Origin of the sequence: Streptomyces sp. NPDC002884, assembly GCF_040295245.1 — a bacterium.
GTDB lineage: Bacteria > Actinomycetota > Actinomycetes > Streptomycetales > Streptomycetaceae > Streptomyces.
In genome coordinates this window covers 1-5,604 of the sequence record NZ_JBEOVB010000085.1, presented here as the reverse complement: position 1 = coordinate 5,604, position 5,604 = coordinate 1, and the positions used below count along the sequence as shown (strand labels likewise).

Here is a 5,604-nt window from a genome sequence, read left to right as displayed (position 1 = left end):
AACGCATGCACCAGGCCATCCTCACCGTCGACCCCCGCCTCGACATCATCGCCGACCCCCACCACACCCCCACCTACGACCTCTACACCACCTGACACCGGGTCAGAACGACCTCACGGGACACGGGACACCGGACGCCGGACACACCCGCATCCGGGCCTCGGTCACGGCACGGACCGCAGGCGCGGGTGCTGCGTCGTTATCCCCGAAGGCTGGAGCAGCGGCGGAGGCTCGGGGCCGGGATCATCGGTGACGACGACGCCCGCGGCCGAGTGGTCGAAACCAGCGGGCCAGCGCGTGTGCTCGCTGGCCAGCGCACCGGTCAGACGTGCCTGGTGCAGGTCGGCCGTACTCAGGTCGGATCCGCGCAGGTCGGCCAGGCGCAGGTCGGCGCGGCGGAAGACAGCGCCCCCCGCATCGGCCTTGCGCACGTTCGCCTCGCGCAGGTCGGCGTCGGTGAAGTCCGCGTCACGCAGGTCCGTTTCGACCAGTCGGGCGCCCCGCAGGTCGGCCAGAACGCAGCGGGCCCGGCGCAGGACCGCCGTCTTGAGGTCGGCGTGCCGCAGGTTGACCGCGACGAGGGACGCCTGGGTGAGGTTGGCGTGGTAGAGACCCGCCGCCTCCATACAGGACCGGTCGAGGTTGACCTCGTGCAGCCACAGCCCGTCGCAGTCGGCCCGGCGCAGGTCCGTGACACCGAGGTTGACCCAGGACTGCGCCCGGGGTTGCAGCAACAGCACGCCGAGGCCGGTCAGTGCCACCTGGGCGTCGGCGGCTCGCACCTCCAGCGGCACGACGTCGTTGATGGGCGCGTCCGCCGCCGCGGCTCCCGGTCCGGTGGGCGGCCAGGGCAGGTGGGTCCGCAGGTAGGCGGCCTGGATGGAGATGACGGCCTCGCGGTCGCGGGCGGAGTGCTCCGCGATGCGCCACAGCGCGTGGAGTCCGCCGATGCGCGTTTCCAGCTTGTCACTGCCGAGTTGGTCGACGGCCGTGCTGAACCGGTCGGTGACGTAGCCCTCCTGGGTGGCGCGCAAGCCGTCCTGGCTGACGCGCAGTTGCCGCCAGGTGGCGTACGCGCCGAACAGCAGGACCAACCCGCCGACGGCCTGGAGCAGTGTCGTACGGACGTCGTTCACCGCCTTCAGCCGGTCCTGCGCGGCCACGCTCGCCCCGGCGAGATCGTGGTCGACCACCACACCCGGCAGGAGGACCAGCACCACGCCCAGAACGGCCAGCCCCGCCGTCCCGGTCACGAGGGCCGCGGTCACCCGATGCCTGACCAGCCGGGCGTACCACGGCCTGCGTCCTCGGTCCGACTCCCCCATCCCCATGGGAACGGAAGCGTAGGCGCAGCTCGGAAAACGATCAAGAGGCAGGCCCGGACACTCGATTCCAGCGGGTCGGAAGGGCATCGGATTCTCCGGCACGCGCTCGATACGATCACGGCATGACTGCTGACGAGCGCATCGAACAGGCCCGACTCCTTTATGAGCGCGCCGTCTTCGGCGGGGACAGCGGTGCGCCGGCGTCCGCCGACCGGAGCCTCGACGAGGTCGAGGCGGACCTCGCACTCGCCCGCGGCCAGGTGATCCACGCCCGCTTCCTGGAGGAGCGGGTCGAGAACGCGCGGGAGCTCGAGCTCTTCGAACACGCGGCGGAGCTGTACGGGCGGCTCGGTGACGTGCGCGGCGAGGGTGAGGCGGTGTTCTGGGTCGGCACCTTCCACCAAGTGGTGCGTGACGACAACGACACCGCCGTGCCTTGCTTCGAGCGGGCCCTCGGCCTCGCCACCCGGGCCGGCGACCGGCTGACGACGTCGTACGCACTGCGGCACCTCGGCTTCGCCGACCACATGCTCGGCCGTCTGGACGAGGCCCGTGCGCGCCTCGAGGAGTCCACCCGCCTGCGCCGGGAGGTGGGGTTCCTGCCGGGGGTGGCCGCGAATCTGATCGGGCTGGCCCATCTGGCCGCCCAGCAGGATCGGCGGGATGACGCGGCGGCGCTGCTCGCGGAAGCGACGGAGCTGGCCGAGCGCACCGACTCCCACGGAGTGCTGCGCTGGGTGGCGGCAGCCCGCGAGGAGCTCGGCCTGCCGTCGGGTTCGCGCTGACGGCACCCGCGCGAAGAGGCCCTGCGCCCGTCGGGTACGTCACGACGTGGCTCGGCAAGTCGCCGGGTCGACAGCCGAGTTGACGGCGCTTCACTGAAATCGCAGTACGAAGGGTGTCGGCCGGCTCGTTCGGGCGTCTATCATCCGTGCTTGCCGAAGAGTCGACCAATGTTCGATATCACGAACAGCATAAGCATCGCGATCCTCTGTGCGGCCGAGCCGTCCGCACGAGAAACGGAAATCCGCGTCTGCGCCGGGCGCGCCGCACAACGGTGCGCCCGTACCCCGACGACGGCCGTCAGGTCGCGAAGGGGCAGCGCCACGGGCCCACCGATGTACGGAACCTGCCGATGTACAGAACCTGCCGCCGTGCTCAGGGAACCGGGCGCGCGGGAGCCGGCGAACCACACGTCACCACCCGGCGGCACGAGGCGCCGGCGCTTCCCCGTCCTCGCTCCCCCGATCAAGGAACAGGTGAACGATGTCCTCCTCACTGAGCAGACGGCGACTCCTGCAAGCTGCCGGAGCCACGCTCGCCGCCTCCGCGGCCGGCCCACTCGTCGGCGCCTCTCCCGCCCGGGCGGCCGTTCCTCCCGCCCGCGCCGACCTCGGGGTCTCCGCCTACGCCTTCGACTTCGGCCAGGTGCGGCTGACCGCGAGCCGATGGCTGGACAACCAGAACCGCACAGCCGCCTACCTGCGGTTCGTGGACGTGGACCGGCTGCTGTACACCTTCCGCGCCAACCACAGGCTCTCCACGGCCGGCGCCGCCGCCGGCGGCGGCTGGGACGCGCCCGACTTCCCCTTCCGCAGCCATGTCCAGGGACACTTCCTCACCGCCTGGGCGCAGCTGTACGCCGTCACCGGGGACTCGGTCGCCCGCGACAAGGCCGTCTACATGGTGGCGGAGCTGGCCAAGTGCCAGGCCAACGACAGCGCCGCCGGATTCACCACCGGCTACCTCTCCGGCTATCCCGAGTCCGACTTCACCGCCCTCGAACAGGGCACCCTGAGCAACGGCAACGTGCCGTACTACACGATCCACAAGACGCTGGCCGGGCTGCTGGACGTGTGGCGCCTGATCGGCAGCACGCAGGCCCGGGACGTCCTGCTGGCCCTGGCGGGCTGGGTCGACACCCGCACCGGCCGGCTCACCGGTCAGCAGATGCAGGCGATGCTCGGTGTGGAGTTCGGCGGTATGAACGACGTGCTGTGCGACCTCTACCAGCAGACGGGCGACACACGGTGGCTCACCGCCGCCCAGCGCTTCGACCATGCCGCCGTGTTCGACCCGCTGGCGGCCAACCTGGACCAGTTGGGCGGACTGCACGCCAACACCCAGGTTCCCAAGTGGATCGGGGCCCTGCGCGAGTACAAGGCCACCGGCACCACCCGCTACCGGGACATCGCCACCAACGCGTGGAACATCGCCGTCGGCACCCACACCTACGCCATCGGCGGCAACAGTCAGGCGGAGCACTTCCGCGCGCCGAACGCGATCGCCGCGTACCTGAAACAGGACACCTGCGAGAGCTGCAACACGTACAACATGCTCAAGCTCACCCGTGACCTGTACGCGGTGACCCCGGACCGGGCCGCGCTGTTCGACTTCTACGAGCAGGCCTGGCTGAACCACATGATCGGCCAGCAGAACCCGGCGGACGCCCACGGTCACGTCACCTATTTCACCCCGCTCAACCCGGGCGGCCGGCGCGGTGTGGGCCCGGCCTGGGGCGGAGGCACCTGGAGCACCGACTACGGCACCTTCTGGTGCTGCCAGGGCACCGGCCTGGAGACCCACACCAGGCTGATGGACTCCATCTACTTCCGCAACGACACCACGCTCACCGTGAACCTGTTCGTGCCGTCCGTGCTGACCTGGTCCCAGCGCGGCATCACCGTCACCCAGACCACCTCGTACCCCGCCGGCGACACGTCCACGCTGACGGTCACCGGCAGCGCCGCCGGAACGTGGGCGATGCGCGTCCGCATTCCCGGCTGGACCAGCGGAGCCACGATCAGCGTGAACGGCGTGGCGCAGAGCGTCGCCACCACCCCCGGCACCTACGCCACCCTGACCCGCGCCTGGGCGTCCGGCGACACCGTCACCGTCCGCCTGCCCATGCGGGTCGTCCTGCGGCCGGCCCCCGACAACGCGAACACCGCCGCGGTCACCTACGGGCCGGTCGTGCTGGCCGGCGACTACGGGGACAGTGCGCTCGGCACGCTCCCGCTGCTCGACGCCGCCACCGTCACACGCACCAGCAGCACTTCGCTCGCCTTCACCGCGACCGCGGGCGGCTCCACCGTCGACCTGGGCCCGTTCCACGACGCGCACGGCTTCAACTACACCGTCTACTGGAACACCGGCGGCGTCGCCCCCGTACACCTCGTCAACGTGGCCAGCGGCCTGGTGCTGGGCGTCAAGGACATGTCCACCGCCGACGGCGGCCTCGCCCTTCAGTGGACCGACAGCGGCACCGCCGACCACAACTGGGAGGTGATCGTCGACGGGACGGCGGTCCGGCTGCGGAACGTCAACAGCGGCAAGGTCCTCGGTGTGCTGAACATGTCCACCGCGGACAACGCGAGCGTGCTCCAGTGGACGGACAACGGCACCGCGGACCACCTGTGGACGCTGCTCGACCAGGGCGACGGCACCTACAAGATCCGCAATGTGCACAGCGGCAAGCTGCTCGGCGTCGCGGGCAACTCCACCGCCGTCGGGGCCTACGCGGTACAGGCACCCGACGACGGCACCGCCGACAACCGCTGGCGCATCGTGGGCGCCTGACAACGGGCCCGGACGCCGTCCTGCTCACCGCTCACCGCTCACCGCCTGCGTGTCGGGCTCACGGCCCGGCATCAGGGGTCGAAGTGGGTGGCGATGCCGAACGTCCGGCGCAGGAGCTCCATGTCGTGCAGGTCGCGTCGGGTCGGCTCGTAGCCCTGGTGGAAATGGACCTGCCGGTCGGCGGAGAGGCACGGGACCGTGCTCGTGCCGATGGTGCCGGTGACGAAGCCGGAGGCCGGATAGCGGAACGGCCGCTCGGGGTCGAAGGAGGCCTGGGTGGCGGAGCCGTCGGCGGCGAAGACCAGCGGGTGGAGGTCGATCTCCCGTCCGCCGGCGTCGGTGACGACGAACCGCACGGGCCGCCGGTCCAGGGTCTCGGTGAATCCCGCCGCCGCCAGGGCGGCCACCACGGCGGGCTCCTGGTCCAGACGGTGCATCAGGTCCAGGTCCCGGTGGTCACGGGTCTGCTCGCCCACCAGGGCGTCGATGCCCCAGCCGCCTCCGATCCAGGCGTCGGAGCCCGCGCGCCGCAGCAGCGCCAGCACGGACAGCACGTCCTCGGCCGTCATCATCGCGGCGGCCTCCGGGCGCGTCGCGCGCGACGGCGGGGCCCCTCCCCCTCGGTGCCGGGCCGGGGGCGGCAGCATCGAGTCGCGCGCCCCCGCCCCGGGCGGGTTCGCGCAGGACGTCGACGAGTCGA

The 5,604-nt window shown here is 71.3% G+C and carries 4 protein-coding genes; 2 read left to right on the top strand and 2 right to left on the bottom strand.

Features of this window, described 5'->3' with window-relative positions; all coding sequences use genetic code 11:
• Window positions 1-164: 164 nt before the first annotated feature.
• A complete protein-coding gene (locus ABT070_RS45880) occupies window positions 165-1,331 on the bottom strand; it encodes a pentapeptide repeat-containing protein (RefSeq protein WP_451102847.1) in 1,167 nt (388 codons plus the stop codon).
• 116 nt (window positions 1,332-1,447) lie between these two features.
• On the opposite strand from ABT070_RS45880, the gene ABT070_RS45875 reads away from it, so the two are divergent.
• Window positions 1,448-2,110: a tetratricopeptide repeat protein gene (locus tag ABT070_RS45875; protein ID WP_351769289.1), complete on the top strand. Its 663-nt coding sequence runs from the start codon at window positions 1,448-1,450 to the stop codon at window positions 2,108-2,110.
• A gap of 481 nt (window positions 2,111-2,591) precedes the next feature.
• The gene (locus ABT070_RS45870) at window positions 2,592-4,904 is read left to right on the top strand and encodes a beta-L-arabinofuranosidase domain-containing protein (protein WP_351769287.1); all 2,313 of its coding nucleotides are present in this window, start codon (window positions 2,592-2,594) and stop codon (window positions 4,902-4,904) included.
• Between the two features lie 71 nt (window positions 4,905-4,975).
• Here ABT070_RS45870 and ABT070_RS45865 read toward each other — a convergent pair whose 3' ends face one another.
• Window positions 4,976-5,476 carry a nucleotidyltransferase domain-containing protein gene (locus ABT070_RS45865; RefSeq protein ID WP_351769291.1) on the bottom strand — a complete coding sequence of 167 codons (501 nt, stop codon included), beginning with the start codon at window positions 5,474-5,476 and terminating at the stop codon, window positions 4,976-4,978.
• Between the last annotated feature and the right edge of the window lie 128 nt (window positions 5,477-5,604).

Bases quoted from the DNA above. Each gene is read 5' to 3' on its own strand.
- ABT070_RS45880 (WP_451102847.1), bottom strand. From the start codon at position 1,331: ATGGGGATGGGGGAGTCGGACCGAGGACGCAGGCCGTGGTACGCCCGG.
- ABT070_RS45875 (WP_351769289.1), top strand. From the start codon at position 1,448: ATGACTGCTGACGAGCGCATCGAACAGGCCCGACTCCTTTATGAGCGC.
- ABT070_RS45870 (WP_351769287.1), top strand. From the start codon at position 2,592: ATGTCCTCCTCACTGAGCAGACGGCGACTCCTGCAAGCTGCCGGAGCC.
- ABT070_RS45865 (WP_351769291.1), bottom strand. From the start codon at position 5,476: ATGATGACGGCCGAGGACGTGCTGTCCGTGCTGGCGCTGCTGCGGCGC.